This is a genomic window from Mesorhizobium sp. M0772, assembly GCF_040320135.1.
Taxonomy (GTDB): domain Bacteria; phylum Pseudomonadota; class Alphaproteobacteria; order Rhizobiales; family Rhizobiaceae; genus Mesorhizobium.
In genome coordinates, this window is the sequence record NZ_JAMYPB010000006.1 from 162,026 (window position 1) to 188,158 (window position 26,133).

At 62.1% G+C, this 26,133-nt stretch carries 27 protein-coding genes and 1 pseudogene; 14 read left to right on the plus strand and 14 right to left on the minus strand.

What is annotated here, in order from left to right:
- Positions 1-118 precede the first annotated feature (118 nt).
- The 3 genes from NKI06_RS06310 to NKI06_RS06320 are packed head-to-tail and all read left to right on the plus strand — an operon-like array spanning position 119 to position 2,267.
- Complete coding sequence (locus NKI06_RS06310; RefSeq protein ID WP_023695534.1) at positions 119-796, plus strand: amino acid ABC transporter permease; 678 nt, start codon at positions 119-121, stop codon at positions 794-796.
- Positions 793-1,467, plus strand: coding sequence for an amino acid ABC transporter permease (locus tag NKI06_RS06315; RefSeq protein WP_023684787.1), 675 nt, complete (start codon positions 793-795; stop codon positions 1,465-1,467). The genes NKI06_RS06310 and NKI06_RS06315 overlap by 4 nt, the downstream gene beginning before the upstream one ends.
- A gap of 26 nt (positions 1,468-1,493) precedes the next feature.
- On the plus strand, positions 1,494-2,267 hold the full coding sequence (locus tag NKI06_RS06320) for an amino acid ABC transporter ATP-binding protein (protein WP_460222850.1): 774 nt from the start codon (positions 1,494-1,496) through the stop codon (positions 2,265-2,267).
- 186 nt (positions 2,268-2,453) lie between these two features.
- On the opposite strand, the gene NKI06_RS06325 is transcribed toward NKI06_RS06320, so the two are convergent.
- From NKI06_RS06325 to NKI06_RS06365, 9 genes are all read right to left on the minus strand, one after another.
- Entirely contained in the window at positions 2,454-3,521 is a 1,068-nt protein-coding gene (locus NKI06_RS06325; RefSeq protein ID WP_352984522.1) for a cyclic nucleotide-gated potassium channel, read from the minus strand.
- Between the two features lie 144 nt (positions 3,522-3,665).
- The gene (locus tag NKI06_RS06330) at positions 3,666-4,736 is read right to left on the minus strand and encodes an adenylate/guanylate cyclase domain-containing protein (RefSeq protein WP_352984524.1); all 1,071 of its coding nucleotides are present in this window, start codon (positions 4,734-4,736) and stop codon (positions 3,666-3,668) included.
- A gap of 3 nt (positions 4,737-4,739) precedes the next feature.
- Positions 4,740-5,234 (minus strand): Rab family GTPase, encoded by a 495-nt coding sequence (locus NKI06_RS06335; protein ID WP_023670316.1) that lies wholly within the window; start codon positions 5,232-5,234, stop codon positions 4,740-4,742.
- Positions 5,235-5,245: 11 nt separating this feature from the next.
- Complete coding sequence (locus tag NKI06_RS06340; RefSeq protein ID WP_031204239.1) at positions 5,246-7,924, minus strand: OmpA family protein; 2,679 nt, start codon at positions 7,922-7,924, stop codon at positions 5,246-5,248.
- 7 nt (positions 7,925-7,931) lie between these two features.
- The gene (locus NKI06_RS06345; RefSeq protein ID WP_023670314.1) at positions 7,932-8,597 is read right to left on the minus strand and encodes a hypothetical protein; all 666 of its coding nucleotides are present in this window, start codon (positions 8,595-8,597) and stop codon (positions 7,932-7,934) included.
- Positions 8,598-8,792: 195 nt separating this feature from the next.
- The gene (locus NKI06_RS06350) at positions 8,793-9,194 is read right to left on the minus strand and encodes a GFA family protein (RefSeq protein ID WP_023715108.1); all 402 of its coding nucleotides are present in this window, start codon (positions 9,192-9,194) and stop codon (positions 8,793-8,795) included.
- Positions 9,195-9,215: 21 nt separating this feature from the next.
- Entirely contained in the window at positions 9,216-10,274 is a 1,059-nt protein-coding gene (locus NKI06_RS06355; RefSeq protein ID WP_023684783.1) for a Gfo/Idh/MocA family protein, read from the minus strand.
- Positions 10,275-10,377: 103 nt separating this feature from the next.
- A complete protein-coding gene (locus NKI06_RS06360; protein WP_023684782.1) occupies positions 10,378-11,163 on the minus strand; it encodes a ThuA domain-containing protein in 786 nt (261 codons plus the stop codon).
- A gap of 223 nt (positions 11,164-11,386) precedes the next feature.
- Positions 11,387-12,901, minus strand: a complete 1,515-nt coding sequence (locus NKI06_RS06365) for a DUF2778 domain-containing protein (RefSeq protein ID WP_352984526.1) — start codon at positions 12,899-12,901, stop codon at positions 11,387-11,389.
- Between the two features lie 530 nt (positions 12,902-13,431).
- On the opposite strand from NKI06_RS06365, the gene NKI06_RS06370 reads away from it, so the two are divergent.
- The 3 genes from NKI06_RS06370 to NKI06_RS06380 all read left to right on the plus strand — a co-directional run bounded on the left by NKI06_RS06370 (position 13,432) and on the right by NKI06_RS06380 (position 14,934).
- The gene (locus tag NKI06_RS06370; RefSeq protein ID WP_031199434.1) at positions 13,432-13,983 is read left to right on the plus strand and encodes a cytochrome c; all 552 of its coding nucleotides are present in this window, start codon (positions 13,432-13,434) and stop codon (positions 13,981-13,983) included.
- A gap of 130 nt (positions 13,984-14,113) precedes the next feature.
- Entirely contained in the window at positions 14,114-14,536 is a 423-nt protein-coding gene (locus NKI06_RS06375; RefSeq protein WP_023670308.1) for a hypothetical protein, read from the plus strand.
- 212 nt (positions 14,537-14,748) lie between these two features.
- Complete coding sequence (locus NKI06_RS06380) at positions 14,749-14,934, plus strand: FCD domain-containing protein (RefSeq protein ID WP_023834744.1); 186 nt, start codon at positions 14,749-14,751, stop codon at positions 14,932-14,934.
- Between the two features lie 324 nt (positions 14,935-15,258).
- On the opposite strand, the gene NKI06_RS06385 is transcribed toward NKI06_RS06380, so the two are convergent.
- Both NKI06_RS06385 and NKI06_RS06390 read right to left on the minus strand, forming a co-directional pair.
- Complete coding sequence (locus NKI06_RS06385; RefSeq protein WP_352984529.1) at positions 15,259-16,191, minus strand: dimethylarginine dimethylaminohydrolase family protein; 933 nt, start codon at positions 16,189-16,191, stop codon at positions 15,259-15,261.
- Positions 16,192-16,210: 19 nt separating this feature from the next.
- Positions 16,211-17,812, minus strand: a complete 1,602-nt coding sequence (locus NKI06_RS06390) for a zinc-binding metallopeptidase family protein (RefSeq protein WP_031198082.1) — start codon at positions 17,810-17,812, stop codon at positions 16,211-16,213.
- Between the two features lie 83 nt (positions 17,813-17,895).
- Here NKI06_RS06390 and NKI06_RS06395 point away from each other — a divergent pair, with 83 nt between their 5' ends.
- The 6 genes from NKI06_RS06395 (at position 17,896) to NKI06_RS06420 (ending at position 23,569) form a co-directional block, all read left to right on the plus strand.
- On the plus strand, positions 17,896-18,792 hold the full coding sequence (locus tag NKI06_RS06395) for a LysR substrate-binding domain-containing protein (protein ID WP_352984531.1): 897 nt from the start codon (positions 17,896-17,898) through the stop codon (positions 18,790-18,792).
- 103 nt (positions 18,793-18,895) lie between these two features.
- On the plus strand, positions 18,896-19,987 hold the full coding sequence (locus NKI06_RS06400; RefSeq protein ID WP_352984533.1) for an ABC transporter ATP-binding protein: 1,092 nt from the start codon (positions 18,896-18,898) through the stop codon (positions 19,985-19,987).
- A gap of 83 nt (positions 19,988-20,070) precedes the next feature.
- Positions 20,071-21,186 carry an ABC transporter substrate-binding protein gene (locus NKI06_RS06405; protein ID WP_023828919.1) on the plus strand — a complete coding sequence of 372 codons (1,116 nt, stop codon included), beginning with the start codon at positions 20,071-20,073 and terminating at the stop codon, positions 21,184-21,186.
- Between the two features lie 21 nt (positions 21,187-21,207).
- On the plus strand, positions 21,208-22,041 hold the full coding sequence (locus NKI06_RS06410; RefSeq protein WP_023670301.1) for an ABC transporter permease: 834 nt from the start codon (positions 21,208-21,210) through the stop codon (positions 22,039-22,041).
- A complete protein-coding gene (locus tag NKI06_RS06415; RefSeq protein WP_352984536.1) occupies positions 22,041-22,847 on the plus strand; it encodes an ABC transporter permease in 807 nt (268 codons plus the stop codon). Before NKI06_RS06410 ends, NKI06_RS06415 begins: the two co-directional genes overlap by 1 nt.
- Positions 22,848-22,954: 107 nt before the next feature.
- Entirely contained in the window at positions 22,955-23,569 is a 615-nt protein-coding gene (locus NKI06_RS06420; protein WP_245261757.1) for a LysE family translocator, read from the plus strand.
- Between the two features lie 46 nt (positions 23,570-23,615).
- On the opposite strand, the gene NKI06_RS06425 is transcribed toward NKI06_RS06420, so the two are convergent.
- Entirely contained in the window at positions 23,616-24,506 is an 891-nt protein-coding gene (locus NKI06_RS06425) for an alpha/beta fold hydrolase (protein WP_502900575.1), read from the minus strand.
- Positions 24,506-24,841: an antibiotic biosynthesis monooxygenase family protein gene (locus tag NKI06_RS06430; RefSeq protein ID WP_352984541.1), complete on the minus strand. Its 336-nt coding sequence runs from the start codon at positions 24,839-24,841 to the stop codon at positions 24,506-24,508. Before NKI06_RS06430 ends, NKI06_RS06425 begins: the two co-directional genes overlap by 1 nt.
- Between NKI06_RS06430 and NKI06_RS06435 the strand changes: the two genes are divergently transcribed.
- Positions 24,819-25,073, plus strand: a complete 255-nt coding sequence (locus NKI06_RS06435) for a hypothetical protein (protein WP_352984543.1) — start codon at positions 24,819-24,821, stop codon at positions 25,071-25,073. The genes NKI06_RS06430 and NKI06_RS06435 overlap by 23 nt on opposite strands.
- Before the next feature lie 13 nt (positions 25,074-25,086).
- The gene (locus NKI06_RS06440; protein ID WP_352984545.1) at positions 25,087-25,572 is read left to right on the plus strand and encodes an NUDIX domain-containing protein; all 486 of its coding nucleotides are present in this window, start codon (positions 25,087-25,089) and stop codon (positions 25,570-25,572) included.
- Positions 25,573-25,682: 110 nt separating this feature from the next.
- On the opposite strand, the pseudogene NKI06_RS06445 reads toward NKI06_RS06440, so the two are convergent.
- Positions 25,683-25,996: pseudogene (locus tag NKI06_RS06445) on the minus strand (HigA family addiction module antitoxin).
- Between the last annotated feature and the right edge of the window lie 137 nt (positions 25,997-26,133).

A 26,133-nucleotide genomic window follows, 5' to 3' on the forward strand; every position in this document is an offset into this window, starting at 1 on the left:
TAGTGAGTAGGAAGTAGTGAATGGTGAATGGTGAATGGTGAATGGCCATTCCGGACGCCCTTCACTGCTCACCACTCACTACTCACTACTGCACATTCACCATTCACAATTCACCGCCATGCTCGAAAATTTCAGCTTCCGCACCATCGTCGAATATCTGCCGCTGTTCGGGCAGGGTCTGATCACGACCGTGTGGCTGTCGGCGCTGTCTTTTGCGGGCGCGCTGGCCGTCGGCATCGTGCTCGCCGCCATGAACCTGCAGCGCGGCCAGCTGTTTCGCGTGCTGGCCAAGGGCTATATCGATGCCGTGCGCGCCACGCCGTTGCTGGCGCAGCTCTACTTCCTCTATTTCGGCCTGCCGCGTCTCGGCTTCGTCCTGCCCGAACTCGTCGTCGGCATCATCGCTTTGTCGCTGAACAGCGGCGCCTATGTCGCGGAAATCATCCGCGCCGGCATCCTGTCGATCCCGCGCGGCCAGGTCGAGGCCGGGGTTGCCTCGGGAATGACCTATGTCCAGCGCATGCGCCTGGTCATCCTGCCGCAAGCCTTCAAGGTGACGATCCCGCCGCTGCTCGGCCAGGCGATCGTGCTGGTCAAGGATTCCGCGCTTTTGTCGCTGATCTCGGTTTCCGAACTGACGCGCGCCGGCCAGTTGCTGGCGTCCGACCGCTTCATGCCGGCGGAAGGCTTTCTCACCATCGCCGCTTTCTATCTGCTGCTCTATTACTGCCTCAAAGGACTGGCGGGGCTGTCCAGTCGGTGGCTCGGTCTGCAGCCGGCAAGGAGCAGCACATGATCTGGCAACAGCTGCAAAGCCTGGCCGGCAGCTACCCCCTCGCCTTGCGCGGCCTTGGCATGACCGTGATGCTGTCGGCGATCAGCCTGGTGCTGGGCACGCTGCTTGGCTTCGGCCTCGGCATATTGCGCACCGGCGGCAACCGGCTGATCTCGAGCGTGATCGGGGCCTGGGTCGACCTGATCCGCGGCACGCCGTTCCTGGTGCAGATCTTCCTGATCTTCTTCATCCTGCCGGAATTCGGCATCGAGCTCGATGCCTTCACCGCCGGCATCATCGCGCTCACCAACCTCGCCGCGTGCTTCATCTGCGAGATCGTCGCCGCCGGCATCCGCTCGGTGCCGACCGGCCAGGTTGAGGCAGCTCTGGCGTCTGGCCTGTCGCGCTGGCAACGCATGCGCCAGGTGGTGCTGCCGCAGGCGATGCGCATCGTGCTGCCGCCGCTGGTCGGGCAATATGTACTCTTGATCAAGGATTCCTCCGTCGTCTCGGCGATCGGGCTGACCGACCTCACCCGCGTCGGCTGGCTTGTGGTGCAGCGTGTGCCCAACGGCCTGCTGGTCTTCTTCCTGGTCGGCGTCGGCTATTTCGTCGTCTGCTATCCGCTGATCATGCTCGCCCGCCGGCTGGAGCGACGCATGGGCGCGGCGCATGGCGAGGTGCAGCTGTGACATCGAACCCCAAAGGGCTGACCGCCATGACCCATCCGAGCCCGACCAAACCAAACCTTACCAAAACGGGCATGATCGACTTTCGCGGCGTCAACAAATGGTTCGGCTCGCTCAATGTGCTGAAGGACATCACGCTCAGCGTCGAGCCGCGCGAAGTGGTCGTCGTCTGCGGCCCGAGCGGCTCGGGCAAGTCGACGCTGATCCGCTGCATCAACGGCCTGGAAGCGATCAAGGATGGCGACCTCGTCGTCGACGGCCAGCGCCTCGGCGACCCCGCCACCAACATGACGCAGTTGCGCACCGAGATCGGCTTCGTCTTCCAGTCGTTCAACCTCTACCCGCACAAGACGGCGCTGGAAAACGTCACGCTGGCGCCGATCCATGTGCGCAAGATCCCCCGCGCCGAGGCCGAGCAGGCCGGGCGCGACTTGCTGGCCAAGGTCGGCCTTGCCGACAAGGTCAACGCCTACCCGTCACAGCTGTCCGGCGGCCAGCAGCAGCGTGTGGCCATCGCGCGCTGCCTCGGCATGCGGCCCAAGATCATGCTGTTCGACGAGCCGACCTCCGCGCTCGATCCCGAGATGATCTCCGAAGTGCTCGACGTCATGGTCGCGGTGGCCGAGGAAGGCATGACCATGATGGTGGTGACGCACGAAATGGGCTTTGCCCGCAAGGTGGCGCAGCGCGTGGTGTTCATGGACGCGGGCGCCATCGTCGAAAGCGGCACGCCGGAGGCGTTTTTCTCCGACCCGAAGACCGACCGCAGCCGGGCTTTTCTAAGCAAGATTCTAAGGCATTAGAGTTTAGCCAAAGACGGTCGTCCGAAAGGCCGCGGGGCAGGAACTGTCGACGCACAGCGCCAAACATCGGCTACGTTTACGTCTCCGGCTACGCCTCTGGAACTTCCACGTGCCGTCCAGAACCTCCGCGCGCGGCCGATAGAGCCGCTCCATCCAGTTCCAGCCGGACCACCATCGGCTGTGCGGTCAAGCCACCGGCGCCGCGCCGCGCCGCTCGAGCGCGGTCCTGCGGATGATTTCCGCGATTTCCGGGCTGCTGCTGCACAGCATCTGGAAATCCGCCGCGTGCAGCGACAGGAGTGAGACAGAAGTTGCGGCAGTGACGGTCGCCATACGCGGTTCGCCGCTGATCAGCGCCATCTCGCCGAAGAAGGCGCCAGGGCCAAGCTCCACCGGGTTCGGCGTCGCGACGCTGACGCGGCCCTCCACGACGAAGAACATCCGATCGCCGGTCTCGCCGCTGCGGCAGATCACGGCGCTCGCCGGCACCGTGCGAGGCCTTAACGCGCGCACGATCTCGACCAGCGTGGCCGGGCCAAGCTTCTGAAACAACGGAACGCCGGCAATCAATTGCCAATTGCGGACGAAATCCTCGCGACGGACTTCTTGATAAAAGCCGGAGGCAAGAATGCCGGCCCAGAGCCCGAAGATGCCGATGCCACACATCATGACAGCCCCGGCAAGGACGCGGCCGGCGAAGCTTTGCGGAATGTCGTCGCCATAGCCGGTAGTGGACAGCGTGACCACCGCCCACCACATTGTCTCGGGGATGCTGCCGAACTTTTCCGGTTGGACGTCGCGCTCGATGACATAGGCCGCGAGTGCGACACCGAACAGAACCAGGCCGAAGACCGTGGTGACGCCGACCAGGTTGCGCGCTTCGTTGGCCAGAACCCTGCCAAGCAGCGGGAAGAAGGTCGAGTCGCGCAGCGGCTTCAGCAGCCAGACAGCACAGTAGAGGCTCCGGTCGGGCGTGCCGTCGAGCAGAAATGCGGCGACTGGAACCAAAACCGCGAGCACATCGATCGCGATTGCCGGCGTCCTGTCCCTGAGGTCTCCCGCCCAGCGCTTGAGCAGGGTCTCGGCCATCTGCAGAAGATAGGCGGCCCAAATGACAGCGAGCACGGCAGCCAGAGCCAGTCTGCTTCGTCCGGACATGTTCGGCATCGTGAGCGCAGCCACCGCCAGAAGCCCAGGCGCAGCGAGCACCGCATTTAGCGGTGCGTAGATTCTCAGAAAAGGCAGTACCGACATTCTATCCCACCAGCGGCCACTGTGCTCCAGAATAGAGGCCTTCCGGGCAAGCGCAAAGGGTGCTTTGCGATCGCAAGATCAGGTCACGCCAATGGCTTTCGGGCGCCGCTATCGGCGCTCCACGGTCGCACCGCAGGTGACGGATCAGCTCGGGAGCCGCCACATTCGCACGCGACCCGCACCGCGCAATTCCGTTTCCTCGAGTGGGTCGCAAGCAAATTTCGGTCCAAGCAGTTGGTAAGTTGCATCGGAAATACGGATTTCATCGGGCTCCGCGGACGTTTGAATACGTGAGGCGAGATTAACGGTCTCACCCCACAGGTCATAGGCGAACCGCCTCTTGCCTATGACGCCGGCGACGATCGGTCCTGAGTGAATTCCAATTCTCAGCCTTATCGGTTCTCCTGCGAAGCGTTCCCGCTTGACCGCTTTGCGCAGCTCAATCGCATAGCGCGTGAGGGCCTTTGCATGATCGGATCGCGCCGTGGGCAGGCCGGCGACCACCATCACACAATCGCCAATTGTTTTGATCTTTTCGCAGCCGTATCGCTCAGAGAGCCGATCCGCCGCCTTGAAGAAGTAGTTTAAAATAGCGAGCGTCGTCACCGCTCCGACGCTGCGCGCTCGTTCCGTAAAACCGACGATGTCGGCAAAAAGCACACTCACCTCTGCGTGGTTGTCGGCAATTTTCTTTTGCGCTTTCAATCGCTCCGCGATCGAGGCCGGGAGAATGTTGAGGAGCAGGTTTTCGGCGCGCTGGTATTCACGCGCCAATCCCTCCTGGCTCTTCCTCAACGCCTCGTTCGTCGATTGCAATTTTTCGTTGAGTTGACGCTCCCTCTCCTGCAGGAGCGTCATTTCATAGGCCTTTTGTTGAAGCCGCTGCCTGTTGTCCCGTTCGGCAGTGGCGTCCAGAAAAAGCAGCCACACGCACGCATTGTCAGCAAAAAAATGAAGGTCGGCGACACGCCCGCCGGGCAGTTCGATCATGTCCATGCGAAACGGAAGCTCCGGGCAAGGCAGCAAACCTTCCATGAATTCAAGCTGCTCCGCAACAGGCTTGCCGATGCGAAGCGATGACAGCCCGTAATGTTCAACATTGCCGCCCTTGGCAGCTATACAAAGCTGGGCGTCGATTTTCAGATAAGCGACAGCGTGCCCGTCGAAGAAGAAATTGAAAAACCAATTTCTGACTTCTTTTGGCAATTCATGCATGGTCTATTTGGTGACCATCAAGGCCAGTTGACGAAACGCGTCATCTACCTGCTCGCCCGAGAGCGCACTTGTTAGATAGATTTGCCATCCACGTTGCCTCAACTCGTTGATCTCACCATCCGATATCGCCCACCGATCGGCCAGATCGGACTTGTTGAACAGCAATACGAACGGCATGGCGCCGAATTCGGCCTCGACCCGTTCGCGCAGCGTGAGTGCCACGGCAAGAGTAGCAGCGCGGGTTCCATCGACGACTAGCACGAGCCCGGTTGCACCGCGAACATAGCTGACGCGGAATGAGCCGATATCGTCTTCGCCGGCCAAATCCCACAAAATCAGATCCACGGTTTTGTCCGGGAGCGCGACGCTCTTCTTGTCGATTTTCACTCCGACGGTGGTCAAGTAGGTTTCTGAGAAGATGCTCTGCACAAACCTGCGGACCAGACTCGTCTTTCCGACAGCGAAACCGCCCAGCATGCAGATCTTTTTTTGCAACATGTTGGGCTCCGCTAGTCCAGGTTTACGGTAATCGAAACCCGGCGATTGGTGGAGCTACCGGTTAGACTGTTTTCAGGTACAGCCGGCTCAAAAGTGCCCGCGCCCCGAACCAGCAGCAATTCGGGAGCAACGCCGCGCTTGTTGAGAAGCGCACGAACTGTCTCGGCGCGGGCGGCGCTGATCGACGCGTTGGCCGTCTCACGGCCCGTGGTGTCCGAATGCCCGGTCAACATGAACCGCGCCGTTACGCCGGAATTGCGGGCACTCTGGGCGAATTCCTTTATTTGATCCGCCAACCTGTCGAGAACCGGCGTCTGCTCCGGTCCCGGCACAACCTTGCCGGAAGAGAAGAAAATATCGGTCGTCTGGATCGCCTGCCTCAAATGATTAAGTTCTGCGAGGTTCAGCTCACGCAGCTGCGAGACATCCAGAACCACTCCGTCCGCCGAAAGTTGTTCAGCGGCGGCCCGCGCGCGGTTGATCCAGCCGGCAGGAGCCTCACCCACGGCCACGATGCGACCCTGGATGATCGAGAGCTGAACGGTTTTCGGCGGGGACAGCGCCGCCGTCAGCCGCTTCACCACAAACTTCGGATCAAGGCTCTGATAGAATTGCCACTGTGCATGAACGCGGGCAGGATCAACGTCCGTTCCAGACAGCAGGGCTTGCGGGTCGGCGGCAAGCGGGTCTCTCAAGCCGGAAATGTAGAAATGTCCGCCCCTCGCGCTTTGTTGGGCGACGATGATTCCCGATTGGGCCTCAAGTCGCGACACATAATACTGCCAGTGCTCCGCCGCGCGTGCTTCGGGGCTCACGTCACGAACCTTGGAGATGTCGAATTCGGGTCCGCCTGCCGAAAGCTGCCGGGCCGCCGCGCGCGCGCGATCGATCCAGGTGTCGGGAGCCTCACCCTCGGCAACGATGCGATCATCGACGATCGAAAGTCGTACTGTATCCGGCGGATACAGTGACGCCGTCAGCCGCTTCAGCACGAACTCCGGCTCAAGGCTCTGATAGAACTGCCACTGCGCATGAACCCGGGCGGGATCGACCTCTGTTCCCGACAACAGCGACTGCGGATCGGCGCCAAGCGGGTCTCGCAGGCCGGCAATATAGAATTGGCCGTCGCTTATCTTTTGGTCTGCAACGATGATGCCCGGCTGGGTCTCCAGTCGCGACACATAGGCGTGCCAGCGCTCCGCCTCGCGCACTTGGGGGCTTACGTCACGAACCCCCGAGATATCGAAGACCGGCCCGCCTGCCGAAAGCTGCTGGGCCGCCGCGCGCGCCCGGCTGATCCAGGTGTCGGGAGCCTCACCCTCGGCGACGATGCGGCCATCGACAATCGAAAGTCGCACTGAATCCGGCGGAGCCAGCGACGCCGTCAGCCGCTTCAGCACGAACTCCGGCTCAAGGCTCTGATAAAATTGCCATTGCGGATGAACCCCGGCCGGATCGACTCCCGTGCCTGACAACAGCGACTGCGGGTCGACGGCAAGCGGGTCCCTCAGGCCGGCAATATAGAACTGGCCATCGCGTACCTGCTGTTCGGCAACGATGATGCCCGGCTGGGCCTCCACTCGCGACACGTAAGCCTGCCAGCGCGACACATAAGCCTGCCAGCGCTGCGCTGATTGCCAGGAAAGAAAGTACCAACCGCCTGCCAGACTCAAGAGCAACAGGGCAACGGCCGCCACCAGCCACGGAAATCCGTCGTTTGATTCCTCTTGCTTGAGCTCGACGCAGGTCTGCAACTGCGCCTCTACGGAGGCCAGCTGCGAACCGTCGCCGTCGAACTGCTCTAAAGCCTCTGAGGATTGCTCATGGATGCGAAGCAACACATCGCGAACGATTTCATGCAATTCCTCCGGCGGATTTCCCCGGATCACCGAAACCAGTGTCGCGAACGGTCCAACTTCCGACCAGAGACGAAGCTCGCCGAAACGGATTGTGTCCAGGCCGCTCTGCTCTTTCTCGTTAAATGAGTCTTTTACAAAATCCTGAATCGCACTGAGCATCGAAGAAATGAGCTGAGGATCTTCGCTCGTCGCATTGTCGGCAGTTACATGCGCTATCAAAAGGCCGGAATTCCGATGAATGAGAAAGGCATGTTCCACACGGTAGACAAGGGAATGCTTCAGAACAACTGCCGAGAAGCTTGCCCCTGTTCTCCAGGCTTCAAGTCTCCACTTGAGCCCGTGCCAGGTGAATATGTGCCTTAGAGTTTCATTCAGCGACTGAAAGGTCTGGTCGATCTTTTCCCCGATCGACTTGCGAATTGCCGGCAGAAACACCGGGTACAATATGTCCGTCAGCGTGCGCGGGCTCTTCTGGATCGACCGTTGCACAGCCCGTTCGACAGCTGGCGCAAGCGCCTCGCCGAGTTGCGCGTAAGGCGCTCGTCCGGCAGCACTGGGAAGAACGTCGCCCACGGCCGCCGCAAGCTGCTCGGGTTCGTCGAGCAGATGCGTAACGCGTGAAAGCTCCGAGATTTCGCGGCTGACCAGCAACTGCCGCAGCGTTTCCATGCGCGGATCGGCGGTTGGAACCGCCTCGAACTGCGCACGGTAGTCCGGATCAACGTTCCGGGCAATTTCGATCAAAAGACGAGCCAGAGCCTCGCGATCAATCTCTGTATCGTTCGAGGCTGTTCTTTGCGGAAGGTTGAATGGGTCGACGGTGGACGTCAAGGTCCCATCAACTCACTTTCCAGCTGCGGTCCGAGTTGCTCTTGCTCCCGACGGGATCCTGATTGAGACATTTTGCAACCTCGACAAACAGGCCAGCCAAAAGATTTCGGTCGGTCTTGACGTTGCTGAGGTCGGCAAACATCTTCTCGATCAGCATCTGAACGCCTTCATTCTTCTGCTTGATTTCCTCACGCAGCAAATGATCGTTTCGATTTATCCGGTCCGAAACGTCGCGCTCGAGCGCGCTCAACTGATCCGACAACGTGCGCACCTGCTTTTCAAGAGCCTGGTTTTGCTCGCGAAGATTCCGGTCGATCTCCTTGTCGGCATCGGCTCGTGAATCTTTTTCGCTCCGCAATTGCCCTGCAAGCGAATCGATCTGCTTCTTTGCATTCGACTCGTACATTTCGAGATTGCGCTTGGCCTCGGACTCGACATCCTTGAAGCGCTGCAACACCCGTTCTTCAAGCTTGGAAAAACGGCGGTCATAGTCCTGCATCTGGTTGCCGAAGAGCAGGTCACGGATCTTGTCGACACCGACGGCGTCGCCGGCGGTTCCGTTTTCGCGGGCCTGAACTCCCATGAAGTTCAGCCCGTTTCCTTCTGTGTTACCTATCAGATTTACGTCCGCCTTCTTTTCTGAAGAAGCGGAATTCGAAGATTCCTTAGCCATCCATATACCCCCATTGAACACATGCCGTCAGGTAAGCATGTCAGCAATCGGGCCGCAAGCCGGATTCGTCTTGACTTATGCCTATTCATGGGGCAGCCGAGCGCGGTGGCTAACGGCTCGGCAATGGCAATCAGGGGGCGATGCCCTCTCAAAGGCGCGGAGCGTTGACGGTTCCGGGTATCCAAAAAGCGGCCTTCAGTCGAACGTCGCCAGCGGCTCGGCGTTGATCTCGACCCACTCACAGCGACGGCTTTCGTGGTAAAAAGACTGGAAGGGCGGCGGGAACGACGGGTCGGCGAAGGCGCCGACGGGAATGGCGATCACACCGGGCTGCGTGTCGATGCGATAGTGGACGGCGGCGCCGCACTCCGGACAGAAATTGTAGATGACGCGGCCGCCCTCGTCGCCGGCGCGCGTGAACTGCTTCGCCCGCCCCTCGATCGATACATCAGCTTGCGCAAACCGGACATTGTAGCTGAAGGCGCTGCCGGTGCGGCGCTTGCAGTCGAGGCAATGGCAGACCGAGATGCGCACCGGCTCGCCCGAACAGACGGCTGAAAGCTGGCCGCAGAGACATTGCGCGCGGCGCGTGACCATTGTTTCTTCCTCCCCTTCACATCACTGCGTATCGGCGCTGGCCCTCAGTTCCGTCCGCTTCTGTTCCGAAACCATGGCTAGATCCAGCACCTTCTGCAGTTCGGCGGCATGGTGGAATGAAGGCTCGGCCTGCACGCCGCTGCGAACCGCATCGACGAAGCGCTGGTAATTGGTCGGCACCGTGCCGGCGTCGAGCACCTGCCATTTGGCGTTCTCGATATCCTCGCCGACACACGCCTTCAGTTCCGAACCCTCGAGATTGTGCACGACTTCGATGCCGCCCTTGTCGCCATAGATGCGCAGGCGCAATTCGTTGATGTGGCCGGTCGCCCAGCGGCTGGCGTGAACGACGCCAAAGGCGCCGTTGGAGAAATCCAGCGTCATGGCGAAGCTGTCATTGGCGTCGAGGTCGTATTCGCCGATACGGTTGCCTGGCGCCTTGTCGAAGGTGCGCAGCCGGCAAAACACGTGGTCGACGTCGAGTGCGGCGCCATAGCTGGCGAAATCGAGGATGTGGATGCCGACATCGCCGAGCACGCCGTTGGAGCCGTGGTCGCGCGACAGCCGCCACAGCCATTTCGGGTCGGTGCGCCAGTCGCCCCAGAATTTCGAGACCAGCCAGCTCTGTAGATAGGAGGACTCGACGTGGCGGACGGTGCCGATCTCGCCGGCCAGCACCATCTGCCGCGCCTTCTGCAAGGCAGCGACATTGCGATAGGTGAGATTGACCATGTTGACGATGCCGGCGGCCTCAGCCGCTTTGGCCATCTCGCTTGCCTTGCCGAAGTCTTCGGCCAGCGGCTTTTCGCACAGCACCGGCTTGCCGGCCGCGATCAGCGCCATGGTGGTCGGGTGGTGAATGCGGTCGGGCGTGACGTTGGCGACCGCATCGAACTCGCCCCACGCCAGCGCGTCTTCCAGGGATGTGAATCGCTTCGGTATCTTGAACCCGTCGGCAAATTCGCCAACGCGCTTTTCATCGACGTCGACAGCACCGACGATCTCGACGCCGTCGATACCGCCGAAGCGGCGGGCATGCTCCTGCGCCATCCAGCCGGTACCCAGTATCAAAAGCCGCATTCTCTGCACTCCGAGCGAATTGGTTCGATTCAATCATATGGCGCAGATACGGTCTAGGAAACCCATGCGGAAAACCGCTACGCCTTTTTTCCTGGATTTTGCTTTAGCGGAAGCCGGCCTCGCCCGAAGCGTGCAGCTTGCCGCCGCGCTCGACGATCGGCTCCAGCGCCTTCTCGACCGGCACGTTCGGCGCCTCGAGGATCGCCGACTTGGTGCCCTGCGGATTGTGCGCCCACTTCACCGCATTGCGCAGCACCTTGTGCACATTGGCGTCGTGATAGGTCGGATAGGTCTCGTGGCCCGGGCGGAAGTAGAAGACATTGCCGGCGCCGCGGCGATAGGTCAGCCCAGAACGGAACACCTCGCCGCCCTGGAACCAGGAGATGAAGACGGTCTCCAGAGGTTCGGGCACGGCGAACTGCTCGCCATACATTTCTTCATTCTCGAGCTCGAAATATTCGCCGACGCCCTCGGCGATCGGATGGCTGGGACTGGTCACCCAAAGCCGCTCGCGCTCGCCCGCCTCGCGCCATTTCAGCGTGCAGGGCGTGCCCATCAGCCGCTTGAAGATTTTCGAGAAATGGCCGGAATGGAGAACGATCAGCCCCATCCCCTCCCAAACGCGGCGGGCGACGCGCTCGACGATCTCGTCGGCCACCGCGCCATGATCCTTGTGGCCCCACCAGACCAGCACGTCGGTCTCGGCCAGACGGTCGGCCGGCAGGCCGTGCTCCGGCTGATCGAGCGTGGCGGTCGAGGCGGAGATCGCCTTGTCGGCATTCAGCGCCTTGGCGATGGTCGTGTGCATGCCCTCGGGATAGAGGGCTGCGACCACCTCATTGGTCCGCTCATGGATGTTCTCGCCCCAAACGACAGCGCGTATTGTCATGGATGTCCTCGTGGTGAAGCCGACCCGCAGGGGTCACTCATAGTCTGCCTGGGGGTGAAAAGGGAATAGGCAGTGGGGAATAGGCAATAGGGGCAGAAAAACAATCAACAGGCGATGGACGCTCCTGGGCCCTACTGCCTACTGCCTACTGCCTACTGCCTACTGCCTACTGCCTACTGCCTACTGCCTACTGCCTACTGCCTACTGCCTACTGCCTACTGCCTTACGCTCCCCGGCCTTCCTGAGCGACCCGCGTCAGCGGCTTGGTCAGGCGCGGCACGACGACGAGGCGCTTAATCTTGCCCTTCTTGTAGGCGGCAAGGAAGCGGGCGTAGTCCTTGAAGACGACGCAGCCATTGGATTCCGCACGGCCGCCGCGCAGCATGTAAGTGTGGGCGAGCAGGCCGTCGCGGCCGTATTTATTGCCGCCGCTGACGGGAGTGAGACGGAGCGCCTCGACGCCATGGAAGCGGGATTCGCGCAGTCGCAGATCATAGGTGTTGGGCGGCGTCGGGCCGACATTCTTCTTGTGCACGAAGCGCGGCTGGTCGACCATCGAACCCAGCCCCGAATGGGCCTCCAGCCGCGAGCCGTCCGGCATATAGACGGTCTTGGCCGAGATATCGTACACGGCGACGCCGCCGCCCATTCCGGGCGTGGCGAACAGATCCTTGAAGGCGCGACCGACACCGCCCGCCGGGACGTCCGGCTTGGCATAGGCCAGCATCTCGCCGGCCTGTGTCTTCGACCGTTTGCCAGGCTTGATCCGGCTTGATTGGATGCTCTGGCTGTCTGGCACGCCAGGCAGTGCGGCGACCTCCGAAGTACTGCGTGGCGAGCGCGGCGACGAATTGCCCGGCGACTGGGGTGCGGGGCTCTCGGGCGTCCTGTCGGTCTGTGGCTTGGCTGCCCTGGGCTTGCTGGCTTGCCGAGCCTCGGCAGACTGAGCGGTTTCGGCGCGTGGACGCCAACCGGGCAACGCAATGTTGTCGGGCAGATCGTCCTGCGGCGGCAGCGAAGCGACCTGAACCTCGGCCTGCTCAGGATCCTGCCCTCCGGCGATTGCTTCAACGGCCGGCGGCGGGGCCAGCATGTCAGCGTCTTCCGGCAAGCTGTTGGCCAGCGCCAGCGCCAGGCGCGATGAGCGTTCGATCTCAGCCACTTCCGGCCCAAAGCGTTCCGAGGCCGGGCCATGCTGATCGGGCAGCCGGACTTCGGCGAAACGGGCAGCGACCGGAAGGCTGGCAAGCATGAAGGGCGCATTCGAGGCCTTGGCGAAGGCGGCAGCCAGCTTTTGCGGCGACAGCTCTGCCTTGGCCACCACGCCGTCGAAGCGCATGCCGCGCGAAGTGGCGAGAGCGACGCTGGTGTTTGGCGCAATGTTTGAGGCGACACTGCTCGGGGCCACAGCGTGCGCGGCCGGCTTCAGCCGCGCCATCTTGCCGTCATGCGCGAAGTTCGCGGCGGCATGCGCGCAGCCGGCGTCGCATTGGCTGAGCAGCGAGGCCTGTGATTTTTGCGCCGAAAGCCGAGGCGCCCACGAATTGGCGAGGCTGCGGCGCGAATCGGCAAGTGCTGCGTTCGGCAGAAGCAGACTCTGCGGAAGGCTGTTGGAGGCTGCGGTGAGCGAGGTACCGAGCGAATAGAGGCCGGCCATGGTTGCCACCGACCACAGCGCCAAGGCCGCGCCGACAACCGGCACCACCACCCAGCGCTGGCCGGATCTCTTCGAAGTCAAACCCCGTTCAGGAGTATCGCCCCGGTCTTTCAAACGCAAAAACGCCATACAACCACTCTCAATCGGCATGCAGGCTTGCGACCCTCGCATCCGTGACATCCACAGTTCGCTGGTGCCCCCTGCACCTTTCGCGTCTGTTGCCGATTGAATCAAAAGATGGACAAAGTTGGTTAACCAATCCCTCCATCAGCCACCGATTATGCGGCGCCTGATACGAAAAAAAGAGCACTCCATGGTCTGCGCCACGGTAGAATGCTCTCCCTCACCCCCGCCTTGCTGCCCGTTTTTGCGATCCAAGTCAAGGAAACGCTGCGTCAGCTTGCTGCAAGCCTGTGCTGATTGCCCGCTGATCGGCATTCTCAATCAGTTGACCTTCCGGTGGCTGGAAGGTCTATCTGCTCAGAGACGGAGACCTCCGGCGACGGAAATTTACCGATGAGAACCGGCATCACGACCGAAGAATCCGACTGCAGGTCGAACCCCTGCTGCGGCTGGCTGAGCACGGATGGATGGGGCAAGGACATGGCGCCGTGAGATGGACTGTGAAAGCGGCGCTGCTGTGGCTGGTCTGTGCCCTTACGATGGGCGCCTCCGTCGGCAGCGGGCCGATCGTCGCGGCCCGCCAGGCGTCGATGAAGGAGATGGCGGCGGCTGCGAAAACCATTGCCGGCATGTTCGACCGCAGGCAACCCTATGACGCCGCAGCCTTCAAGGCGGCAGCGGACACGCTGCGCGCTCGCACCGGCCCTGCCCTGATTGCCGAATTTCCGAGCGGCTCGCTTGGACCGCCTTCGCAGGCCAGGCTGGAGATCGATCAGTCACGGGCGGAATTCGAGGCCCTGGCAAATCATATCGGAACGCTGGCCGACGCTCTGGCCGCCAAGGCCGAAAGCGCGCCGGCCGTCATCACCGATGACATGCGCATGGGCACCGGCTTGGCGATGGGCGGCGGCAGCCTGCTCGGCAAGCGCTCGATTCCAGAGGAAGCCGATCCGACCAAACTGCCGGCGGAGCATATCCTGCATCTCATCCTGCAGGATTGCTCGACCTGTCATTCGAAATTCCGGCAAAAGGTACAGTGAAGCGACATTATCCGGCGGAGCATTTCCTTGCTGGCCTGCGCCACAGCCACTTTGCATACAAGTAAATTCGTTTGTGCTAATATATCGAGGATCGTGCATATCCATGCATGACGAGCATCGGGAGGATGCAATGAAAACCATGAATCGCAGGTCTGCAATTGCCCTCGGTCTGACGACCGCCGCGGTAGCGCCTTTGTTCCCCTTGGCGGCATCGGCAAAAATCAAGAAATACGGCCCGAAAGAGGGCAAGGAGATTGCGCCCGGTGTCAGGGTGGTGGAGGTCGGCACCGGCAATGCAGACATTCCCGCCTACAAGAGCATCGCAATTATCGACGTTGTGTTTCAGCCCGGAGCACATGCTCCTCAAACCGTGATGGACAACGACATGGTGTGCACCATTACCTCAGGTGCATTCACGATCAAGAAAGCGGACAAGGAATTCAAGCTCAAGACGGGTGATATGTACACCTGCTCCAAGGGCAAGACCGATGAAGCGACGAATACAAGCAAGGAGGTCGGCGTGCATCGCATCGCCGTATTGATACCCGCATAGCAGATGGAATTCCGGCCGGACCACGCCGTCGCGCGTCCGGCCGGCCAGACGAGGCGATCTCGTTCCGTCGTCAGCGCGGCCATCTCACGCCAGCCACTCCCTGATCGCCGGGCGGGCGGGAACGGCGCGCATGTGGTCTTCGCGCTATGGCTTTGTTTGGGCATGATCTTTTGGGGAAGCTGGCTTGGTTTCAAAATCAACGGCTAGGTCGAATGGCTGATCAATCAGCGCATCCACGTGGCCAATACGGAGATCGAAACCGCACGAGTTTTGCCGGCCACCAGGCGGTGTTCGAGGCGATCGAGCGCCGCGACCCGGAAGCGGCCGGCCAAGCGATGCGGGCGCATCTGGAAAACGCCCGGAGCAAGTTCAATTCAGGTTCGGGCAGATTGGACTAGCCGGCAGACGCGGCAGCGCTCTGGCGCAAAGCAAAAAGCCCGCCGTTCAAAGCCGGCGGGCTCCCTTCAATCATACAGCGCGATCCGGTCGCCGATAACCAGGACGACCGAATTTCGGCCTTCAGCGGCTGGTTGCGCTCAGGGGGCGGGCTTCGACGGGTTTGAAGCGACCAGCGATCCGAGTTTGCCGGCTTTGGCCAGACTCGGCTTTTCGTAAGTTTTCTTCACAGAATCCCTCCTCTAATGGCATCAATTTCCTCTGCCAGGCCTGTTTTGTCAAATCTGGCAGCAGTCCGTCACAGGTCCCGGCGGCAATTCGTGCCGTTACGCCGGCTCGCGCTTGAGCGCCTGCGCCATGCAGTGAATGCCGCCGCCGGTCTTGGAAATCTCGCTCATGTCGACGGCAGCAACCTCGAAGCCGCGTGCCTTGAGCTGGCCGATCAGCGACTGGCTCGACGTCGGCGCGATGACCCTGTCCTTGCCCAGCGACATGAAGTTGCAGCCGAGCGCCATCGTGTCCTGGAAGGGCACGTCGATGATCTCGTGGCCCTTGCCCTTCAGCCAGTCGCCGATGCCGGGCTCGGTGCAGGCGAGGCACACCGCGGTGAGCTTCTCGGCGATCGGCACCACCATCAGGTCGATATGGACGTAATATTCGTCGATGAAGGCGAGGCGCGTTTCCCAGCCTTCCTTTTCGAACCAGTCCTGCACCTGGCGGGCGCCCTCTTCCTGAGTGCGGGCGCCGCCGCAGCCGATCAGCACCACGCCCTCCTCGATGACGTTGAAGTCGCCGCCTTCGAAGGTGCCAGCCGTGACCATGTCGTAGATGGGGATGCCGAGCTTTTCATAGGTGCGGATGGCGGCATAGTTCTCGCCGCGCCGCCACCAATTGGCCATGGCGGTGATGAAGGCGCCGTAGGGCGTCATGACGCTGGAGTCTCTGGAATAGACCTGCATCGGCAGTTCCGGCGTCGGCTCGTGCCAGTGGATGTTGACGCCGAAATGCTCATAGGCGGCGACGAGGTCCTTGTGCTGCGCCTGGGCGATCTGAACGTTGCAGGGCGCTTCGCGCAAATGCTTGCGCGACAGCGAGCTGGTCGAGAGGTGGCGCAGGAAGTTTGGCGAGCCGAGCAACACGTCTGTCAGCACGTCGGTCTCGTTGGCAAAGCCCCATGATGTCAGCGGCTTGGTGCCGCCGGCGGGATTGCGGCGCTGCAGCGAGAACGGTTCGGCGACGATGCGATCATGGACGGTCATAAGGTTCTCCTCGATTTGACTATGCAGCTTGATTGGATTGGCTGCTCGGAATCCACCAATCGCGTCCGCGCGCGGTGGTGACATATTCCGGCCAGCGGAAATTGATCGGCGGGTCATAGTCGCAAAGCGGCGCGATCCAGTTGGAGCCACCAATGCCGCCGCCGGTGCGGGTGACGAATTCGTCCATGGCCGCATCGCGCGCGGACTTGTCCTCGAGCAGGCGGAGGGCTGCAAGCGCAACCGTCTTGGCGGCGCAAATGACCATCGGGTCGATGGTGGCCGAGATACCGCCCAGCGCGTTCATCGCCCAGGATGGATAGGCATGGCCATTCGCCGAGCGCAGCGCCGGGCGGGCGACATAGAAGCGTGCGGTCGGCGTGTGCCACGACATGTCGGTGTAGTCGTCGGAGGTCGAGTTGATCTGCGACGGAGGCAAATCGCGGCGCAGGATTGCCTCGGCCTCTTGCGGCGCAACCAGCCGCTCCATCTCGTCGATGAAAGGGTTGTCGGTCGCGGTGCCGCCGGCATTGACCTGGACCTCGCGACCGATCGCTTTCGCCGCCTCGTCCCAGCTCGGAGCGCCAACGGTGGACAGCGCCTCACAGGCAATCCCCGCCATGGCGTGATTGGCGAGGCCCGGCCTCGACTTCGACACCCAATGGCGCTCATAGCGACAACCGCTGATCGCCGCGGCCGCGGCCGCATTACGGTCGAGCACCGCGGTGACCTGCTCTGCCATGGCAATGGTCGGCACGCGGATCATGTACTGGATCTCGGCCAGCCCCGCCGGCAGATTGTCGGCGGTCGCCTGCCCGGCGGTGAGGATCGCCTCGCTGATCGACCAGCCGCCCTGGTGAGGCAGCATGGAATCGCGCAGCGCCTTGGAGGTCATGTACATCGCCATCAGCGCGTCATTGGCACCGGGCGCCCGCACCGCCGAATGCGCCTGCGGGATCGGCGCGCCATCGCTTGCGCGAACCCAGTTTTCGGGTTCGTCGCAGACAAAACGGTAGATCATCGCGTAGGCCGCGCCGCAATGCGTGTCCCAGCGCGCCGTGTTGCAGAGCGGCAGCATATAGAAGGGGTGGAAGGAGATCATGCCGGCAAGGCCGTCATAGTAGCCCTTGGCCGCATGGATCGGCTTCGAGCCCCTGACCTTCTCGGCCGGCTCGCCGGTGAAGCGCAACGTCCCCTCGATGCCGTGGCGTTGCATTGCCGCCTTGGTGGCGAGAAGTCCGCCGAGGCCGGCAATGCCAAGCCCGGAATGCGGATCGGTGTGGCCGCCGGCCTCGCTGCCGAGGCCCGGCCGCGATCGCTTCACCGTTGCCGCGTCCTGGCAGTTGCCGGGCACGGCGTCGTATTCGCCGTACATGCCGATGGTCGGCCCCGGGCCGTTCGTCCAGTGGGCGCAAAAGGCGGTCGGCATGCCGGCCGACCCTTCCTCGACCGAAAAGCCCTCATGCTTCAGCCGCGCGACATACCAGGCCGCCGACTGGTATTCGCGCCAGGCTGTTTCGCCGAAATCGAAAATGGTGCGCGTCCACGCCGACAGCGACGGCTGGATGCTATCGAGACAGGCAAGCGCGGTGGCTTGCGCCGAGGTCGTCACCGGTTTCTCCATGCGGCCCAAGAAAGCAGTGAAGCGGCATTGCAAAAAGTGATATGTTTTTCCGGTTCATGCAAATTCGGTTCACCTGAGGCCTCTTGCGAATACCTTCCACACAGGCGCTGCGCGCCCTCGACAGTTTTGCCCGTCACGGCAGCGTCTGGCGCGCCGCCGACGAACTGCACCTCACCCGCAGCGCCGTCAGCCATCAGTTGCGGCTGCTCGAACGCGACCTCGGCTTCGACCTGCTGGAGCGCATCGGCAAGGGCGTGGCGCTGACACCGCGCGGCCAGCGCTATGCCGCCGATGTGAGAAAGGCGCTGACGGTGCTCGGCGATGCGGTGACGCGCCAGGCCGGCACGGGCGTCGGCGGTTCGTTCGCCGTTTCCTGCACGCCGGGCTTCGCCTCTCTGTTCCTGTGCACGCACATCGGCGAGTTCCGGCAGATGTATCCAGACGTGGCGCTGTCGATCCTGACGCCGCGGCGGCTGGACGATGTCAGCAATCCGGACGCCGATGCCTTCATTGCCTTCGGCGTCGGCAACTGGCCGAACCGCTCGGTGGAGTTGCTGTGCGAAATCTCGTTCACGCCACTTTGCAGCCCGACACTGCTCAACAAGGTCGGCGGCTTTTCAAAACCGGCCGACGTGCTGCGCGCCAATCTCCTGCATCTCGGCGACACCGAGGACTGGGCGCGCTGGCTGGCGCTGTCCAAGGTGGAAAACCCCGACACCGAAAGCGGTATCTTCTTCTCGGACATGAACCTCGTCTTCTCCGCGGCGATCGCCGGACAAGGCATCGCAATGGGCGACGAACTGACCAGCCGCCGCGCGCTCAGCGAAGGCCGTCTGGTGCGCCCCTTCGACATCGCGATCCCCTCGCCGCGCTCGTATTTCCTGGTGTCGGAACATGCCAAGGCCAGCCACCCGGTGCTGGAAGCATTCAATGGCTGGTTGAGGTCGAAGCTGTCGGATAACCGGATCAGCCCGTACTAGCCTCCCATCCGTGAATCAAATTTGCCGATCAGGCGAAAACTATTCGGTTGCGGTGAGCCGGCGCACTGCCCTACGCTCAAGCCACGATCAAGGAAGAGGCAGGATGCAGCAACCCGGCCGGGCCGCAGAGATCAAGGCAATCGGGATCGGCAAGAGCTTCGGCTCGTTCCGGGCGCTGGACGACCTGACGCTCAATATCGGCCGCGGCGAGTTTTTGACGCTGCTCGGCCCCTCCGGCTCGGGCAAGACCACCTTTCTGATGATCCTGGCAGGCTTCGTGCAACCGACCGCCGGCAAGCTTTTCAGCGACGGTTTCGACATCACCGATCGGCCGGCAGAGCAGCGCGCCGCCGGCATGGTGTTCCAGGGTTATGCGCTGTTTCCGCATATGTCGGTCGAGGCCAACATCGCCTTCCCGCTCAAGGTACGCAAGAAATCGGCTGCCGAGATCAAGCGCCGCGTTGCCGAGATGATCGAGCGCGTCGGCCTCAAGGGCCATGAGACGAAACTGCCGGCGCAGCTTTCCGGCGGCCAGCAGCAGCGCGTGGCGTTGGCCCGTGCTTTGGTGTTCGAACCCGGCGTGCTGCTCCTCGACGAGCCGTTCTCAGCGCTCGACAAGAGCCTGCGCGGCCAGATGCAGGCCGAGATGAAGCGGCTGCATCAGGAGACCGGCACCACCTTCGTCTTCGTTACCCACGACCAGAGCGAGGCGCTGGCGCTGTCGTCGCGCGTCGCCATCTTCAACCATGGCAAATTGCTGCAGGTCGGTGCACCGGACGAGGTGTATGACCGGCCGGCCAATCGTTTCGTCGCTGAGTTCCTGGGCGAGATCAACATGCTGCCGCTCAAGGGCGTGAAGCGCGCCGACAATGGCGCGACCGCGCTCTGCGAAGACCGCGCGATCACGCTGCGCGGCAATGCCGAGGCGGTGAACGGCAACGCCATATTGGCGATCCGGCCCGAACATATGTCGATCGCGCGCGAAGCCGTCACCGGCGAGAATGGCATCGCCGCCACCGCCATCGGCTCGACTTATCTGGGTGCAGCGACCAAGCTCGATCTGACGACGCGCCAGGGCGCCAAGGTGACCGTCTCGGTGCCGAACGAGGTCGCGGCGGCGGCGCTGAGCAAAGGCAATTCCGTCTGGCTGACCTGGCCGGCGGAAAAGGGTTTCCTCCTTCCGGACGGAGGATGACGACGAGAACGGCGAAGTCTTCCAGCAAAGAATCTGGAGCGCGCCATAACCACCGGAACCAACAACGAAAAAGGGGAACTAAAATGACAGACCAAAGCAAAAAACAAGCCATGGACGCGCTATCCGCCCGGGCTGTGCGCGGCGAGATTTCGCGCCGGCAATTCACCCAGCTTGCAGCCTTCGTGCTGGCCGGCACGCCGATGCTGCTGCGCTCGACCGGCGCGTTTGCGCAGGCCAAGGAACTGGTGCTGGTCAACTGGGGTGGCGATGCCCTCACCGCTTATGACGCCGCCTATGGCCAGGCCTTCACCAAGGACACCGGCATCGCCGTCAAAATGGACGGTTCGGGCCCGACCGAAGGCGCGATTGCCGCACAGTTCAAGAGCGGCGCGCCGACCTGGGATCTCGTCGACGTCGACCCATTCTCGGCCATCACGCTCGGCGCGCAGGGTGCGCTCGAGCCGATCGACTACGCCATCGTCGACAAGAAGAAGATGCGTGAAGGCTTCGGCTGGGAATACGCGGCCTCGACCTATTTCTTCTCCTACGTCATCGCCTATGACTCGGAGAAATACGGCAAGGACGCGCCGACCGGCATGGCCGACTTCTTCGACGTGAAGAAGTTTCCGGGCAAGCGCTCGCTCTACAAATGGGGCGTGTCGAGCTGGGAAGCCGCACTTCTCGCAGACGGCATCGCGCCGGCCTCGCTCTACCCGCTCGACCTGAAGCGCGCGCATGACAAGATCGCCGCCTTCAAGGAAAACGTCGTGGCCTATTGGGGCGGCGGCGCCGAGAGCCAGAGCGTGCTGCTCAACGGCGAAGCCTCGATGGCGATCGTGTGGTCGACCCGCGCCTCGCTGATCGAGCAGGACTCGGGCGGCAAGATCAAGTTCATCTGGGACCAAGGCCTGATTTCGCCCGGCGCGCTGGCCGTGCTCAAGGGCAACCCCGGCGGCAAGGACGCAGCGATGAAGTTCATCGCCAGCGCCCAGGATCCGGAGAAGCAACTGGTGATGTTCGACAAGCTTGGACAAGGCCCGGCCAATCCGGCCGCCGACGCGCTGATCCCCGCCGACAAGAAGCGCATCAACCCGGTCGATCCCGAAAACATGAAGAAGCAGATCGCGCTCGACATGGATTGGTACGCCAAGAATTACGGGGCAGCACTCGACGAATACACCAAGATCATCTCGGCCTGACCAGGCCGGGCACGAGCTTCGATGAGAGGCACCCTCTCCGACAGGATGGGCGCGGCGGTGCTGATGGCGCCGCTGCTCCTGTTCCTTGTGCTGGCCTACGCCTGGCCGTTCCTCGGCGTCGTCAAGTGGAGCGTCACCTTGCCGACACCGGGGCTCGGCCAGTATGGCGCGCTCGCCACCGATGCCCTGGTGCAGTCTGTGTTCATCCGCACGCTGCGCATCGCGCTGATCGTCACCGTGGTTTCCGTGGCGGCGGCATACGCCATCACCATGGTTTGGGTGCGCGGCAGCCCGGCACAGCGCATAATCGCTGAATTCTGCATTCTCGTCCCCTTCTGGATCTCGGTGCTGACCCGCGCCTTCGGCTGGGTGGCGCTTTTGTCCAACCGCGGCCTGATCAACACCTGGCTGCAATCGATCGGCTTCATCTCCGAGCCGCTGGCGCTGGTGCGCAACGAGTTCGGCGTCATCGTCGGTATGACGCATTTTTTGATCCCATTCGCGGTGTTCCCGCTGGCCTCCGCCATGCGCAGCCTCGACGAGCGCGTGCTGCTCGCGGCGCGGGGGCTCGGCTCCAGCCGCATGCGCACCTTCTGGACCGTGTTCGTGCCGATGACGCGCTCCGGCATCATCGGTTCGGCGATGATCGTGTTCGTCTTCTCGCTCGGCTTCTTCGTCACGCCGGCGATCCTCGGCGGCGGCCGCAGCGTGATGATCGCGGAGCTGATCTACCTCAGGATATTCCAAAGCCCCGACTGGGGACTGGGTGCGGCGATCAGCGTCGTGCTGGTGCTGTTCGTCGGCGCGCTCATGGCGCTGTTGTTCCGCTATGTCAGACCGAAGCAGCTGATCTGATGCCGACCTATCGCCCCGGTCCCGTCTCGCTGATCCTCGCCGTGCTGGTGGCGCTGTTCCTGCTGCTGCCGCTGCTGGCGGTCATCCCGGTGTCGCTGACGCCAAGCCGCATGCTGGCTATGCCGACGGGCGAACTGTCGCTGCGCCACTACCGCGCGCTGATCGAGGATCCGCGCTGGCTCGACGCCATCCTGCTGTCGATCCGCATCGGCATCGTCAGCAGCGTCATCTCCACCGTGCTGGCGCTGTGCTTCAGCCTTGGCGTCTGGATGTTCCAGCCGCGCTTCACGGCCACCCTTGTCGGCTTCGTGCTGTTGCCGATGGTGGTGCCGCCGGTGGTCTCGGCGATCACGCTCTACTTCCTGCTGACGTCGATCTCGGGCATGAGCTCGTTCTTCGGCTACGACACCTGGCTCGGCGTCGCCATGGCGCATTCGGTGATGACGGTGCCTTTCGCCACGGTGCTGATCCTGGTCGCGCTCAGCCAGCTCGACCGCCGCATCGACCTTGCCGCGCGCGGCCTTGGCGCCGGCGTGTGGGAACGCGCCACGCGCATCATCATGCCCAACATCAGGTTCGGCATCGTCACCGCCGCGCTGCTGTCCTTCGTGCTGTCCTGGGAAGAGATCGGCGTCACCCTGTTCATCACCTCGGTCAACGCCATCACGCTGCCGCGGCTGATGTGGATGGGCCTGCGCGACAACATCGACCCGGCGATCGCCGCGCTCTCGGTGATCCTGATCATCATAACCGTGCTGGTGCTGGCGGTGAGGACTGTGGTGGTGAAGATGCGCGGCGGGCACTGAGCCAAGGTGGCCAACAACAATCGGCGATAGCCAAGCCGCTGTGTGAAGGGCGTTACGGACGGTGAGCGCCGGGTACATTACGCGGCGTCATGGGAAACCTGCCGCTGGTGACATTTGCCTTTGTGTCGGTGCTCGGAATGGCGGTTCCGGGACCGGACGTCGTGCTCGCCATCACCAACGGCTCCCGCTACGGTTTTCGACGCGCGTTTCTCGGCATGGCCGGCGTCGTACTGTCTGATTTCGTTCTTATCAGCATCGTCGCGCTGGGCTTCGGCGCTCTTCTGCTGGCTTCGGAATTCTATCTCTCGGCTCTCAGGATGTTCGGCGCGGGCTATCTGCTTTTCGTCGCCATCGGTACCCTGCGCACCGCATCCCGACCTTCGTTCAACCCTAACCTTCCCGAAACACGCCATTCAGCCAAGGCACTCATTGGGCGCTGCTTCCTGGTGGCGGTCACAAATCCGGCGGCCTGGCTGCTTTTCCCCGCGATCCTGCCGCATTTTGTCCGCGTGGATGAGCCGATCGCGATCCAGTATGGCATCCTGGCCATTATCGCTGCGCTTGCCGATGTGTTTGTGCTGACGTTTTACGCAGCCCTTGGCGCGCGGGCTGCAAGGCTTCTGGCTGGGCCAAACGCCGTGTGGATCGACCGGTTTTACGGTATCGCCCTGCTTGGTCTTTCGAGCACTTTGATCCTGCAATCCCTCGGCCATCTGAGATAGTCGACACAGGAACACACAGGCCCGGATTTTAGCAATCGGCCCGCAGTCAGCTTGCGAAGAATCTCGACAGCCTTGCAGCCGTGTCTTCGGGGTGCTCTTCCGGGAAGAAATGCCCACCCTTGACCGAGCCGCCTCCGACGTTATCAGCCCATTGCCGCCAGATCGCCAACGGGCCGCCCTCCTCCGCATACCAGTTCTCCAACCCGCCCTCGCCGCTCCAGAGCGCAAGCAGCGGGCATCTGATGCGACAGCCATCAGCCTGATCCTGCGCGTCGTGCTCGCGGTCGATGCCGGCGGCGGCGCGATATTCCTCGCAGATGGCGTGGGCATGGGCGGGATCACGCAGCGCCTCGATATAGGCGGCCCTGACCTCAGCGGGAAAAGCATCTGGAGCCGAGCCCCAGCCGGCGATCGCATTGTCGACAACTGCGTCGGGTGCTGCGGACAACAGGCGCTCCGGCAGCGGTTCGGGCTGGGCGAGCAGGCTCCACGGCCAGAAGGCCAGCGCCAACCTGGCATCGGCCCGATCCCAGGCGGAGGCCGTGGGGACGATGTCGAGAACGGCGACTTTCGACACGGTTTCGGGATGGTCGAGCGCCAGCCGGTAGGCGACGCGACCGCCACGGTCGTGGCCGGCAACCATGAAACGGTCGAAACCGAGAACGTCCATAACCTGCACCATGTCGCGCGCCATCGCTCGTTTGGAATAGGCGGCATGAATGGCTCCGGAAGCCGGACAGCCGCTTTGTCCGTAGCCTCTCAGATCGGCGGCAACCACGCTGAAGTGCGGCGCCAATGCCACGGCGATGTCCCGCCACATAACATGCGTTTCGGGAAAGCCATGCAGGAGCAGCAGCGGCGGCCCTGAGCCACCGGCCCTGACGAAGATCGATGTCTCCTCCATTTGAACGGTCCTGGCGTCAAAGCCCGCAAACATCAGCTGCCGCCAACCATTCCGTGGCTGGAAAGGATGCGCAACACCTGGACACCCTTCGGCAATTCGATCAGGAACACCTTGTCGCGGTCGAGATGGTGGATGCTTTGCGGATCGCCGCCGGTAAAGGCGGCCATTGCTTCGACGCTCTCCCAATACGAGATGGTGATGAATTCCGAATGTGTCGGCGTGTCCTCGCGAAAAGTCTGCACGCCAAGCGCTTTCTCGATCAGCGGCTTGATACCAGCCTCGTAATTGTAGCGCTCATAGGCATCGGCCTTGTCGGGCGAGGTCCTGCCGCGCCAGATGCGCGCAATGGTCGGGGTTTTCGGTGCCATCAGCGACAAACGCCTGAACGCGAGCCGCGTTCCGATCCCGACAGCATTCGCACCTTTAACCATCGGCCTGGAGGGCCGGGCGGCTGAAATCGATTTCAAGGCTCATATGCAAACTGCCTATGTCCACAAAGTGAAATTGATTTCACTGGCGCGTCTAACTAGAGGCCGATTAAAATTAATGGATGCTTTGGATACTGCAGTCCAGCAACGAAAGTGGGGGCTGGCTGAATGAAGGGGAAGTGAGCATGAGCGAGACGTTTGGCCAGGATCAGTTCTTCCGAGCCGTTGCATCCCGCCGCATACCGCGCATTCGAGTGGCGGGGATTGTCGTGGATGACGACAAGCTGCTTGTCCAAAGGCCTGCCAATGATCCGAGTTCGTTCTATGCCTTCATCGGCGGCGAGTACGAAATCGGGGACACGTTTGAGACGCGGCTTCGTAAAGAGTTTGAGGAGGAAACGAACGCCCTAGTCATGACCGCTCGCTACCTGTTTTGCGTGGAAAACCATTTCCAATACAAAGGCCAGACCATTCAACAGGCCGAACATTTCTTCCTGGTCTCCATTGACCGTCGCGACGTGACCAGCCGCGAAGGCCATCTCGTTCAGCACTGGCTGCCTCTCGTGGAATTGGCGAGCGCAAACCTTCGCCCGTTCGTCGTTCGTGATGCCGTGGCGTCTGGAACCTATCTCAGTGACCGTCACCTGATTCAGATGCCAGACCAGGCTTAGCCGTTCCGCAGCGTGCCGATTGCCGAAATGAGTTCCTGTGTCCATCCGACTAGAAGGCCGGTGCTCTAATCTGCTACGGGAACGTTGCTGTCAGCGAACGCACCCTGCCTTCATGCAGCATGCAGCGGGATGGCGCTGACGTCGACTTCGCGCTCCGCATGCCAGGCACGCGGCCTGCATCCTGAGCCAGATCGCGGCACCATCGCCGAACATCTTGCCAAGGCGGGCGGCCACGGCAGGCGATACCGGCTTCTTCTCACGGATGATATCGTAGAGCTGCTGGGCGCGAGATTCCGAGCAGATTGGCGATTTCCACCTTGGTCTTGCCGGTGGCGGGAACGATGTCGTCGAGCAACGCGCCAGGATGGGAAGGGCAGCGCTCGGTCGTTCTGTTTCGTTCGTACACCTTCAGAGTGCTACCCATATGCCAGGTACAAACCGTAACCTATGTGTCCGGAATGGACCCGTGCCCTTCCCGAGAGATGGGTGACAGTTCATTCCGGAGACATGGGTTACACTTTCGGCCCTTTGCAAGGAGAGCAAGGTGCCTTGGAAGGAGTG